The sequence below is a fragment of the Fibrella forsythiae genome (assembly GCF_017353175.1).
GTDB classification, from domain to species: Bacteria; Bacteroidota; Bacteroidia; order Cytophagales; family Spirosomataceae; genus Fibrella; species Fibrella forsythiae.
In genome coordinates this window covers 1-636 of the sequence record NZ_JAFMYW010000066.1, presented here as the reverse complement: position 1 = coordinate 636, position 636 = coordinate 1, and the positions used below count along the sequence as shown (strand labels likewise).

Here is a 636-nt window from a genome sequence, read left to right as displayed (position 1 = left end):
ACCGGGGATAATTCCCTAGATGCGCGCAACACCAGTCTGCTCTACCAACGGGCGGTGGACTCGCTGGTCTTCAAACCTGCTGGATTGCCAGGTATCCATGTTAATGAGCCGCTCAACCAGGCGGCTAGCTTATACAGCTATCCCTACCGGGGCGGCCGGGGCTACGTGACGGGTGACTACACGGGTACGGCGGGGGCAATAGGCTGGTACATGACCGCTGACCAGGCGGGGCAGCTGTTTGCCAGGGTGCTCTCTTCGGCTGATCAATCGGTGCTCTCAAGCTCCCTGAAGACAACGCTGCTGGAGAATCGATACGGCTGTTATGCCGCGTTGCTGGGGGACCAGGAGGTGGTCTACTACCATGACGGATGGCAGTGGGCCACGGATCCGAGTTTTCCCGGCGGTTACCGGGGCCTGCGCTCCATCTGGATGAAGTACCCCGGCCAGGTGACCATTGTCTTACTGGTCAATGCCTTGGGTGCCAACCGGTTGTTTCCTTCCAATAACGGGATGGACATTATGGACTATGTCGATCAGGCCTATGGCCGCGCCCGGCAACTTCAGAACGGACGAACCAGCCCTTACCTGCCCTTAAAGCTGGAGCATGCCGAGCCGCATTGATCCGGCCTGATTGCC

General features: G+C 59.3%; 1 protein-coding gene. It reads left to right on the top strand.

Translation table 11 applies throughout. The features are described from left to right. On the top strand, positions 1 to 621 hold a 621-nt coding region (locus tag J2I46_RS32665), incomplete at its 5' end, for a serine hydrolase (protein WP_207333313.1). Positions 622 to 636 lie beyond the last annotated feature (15 nt).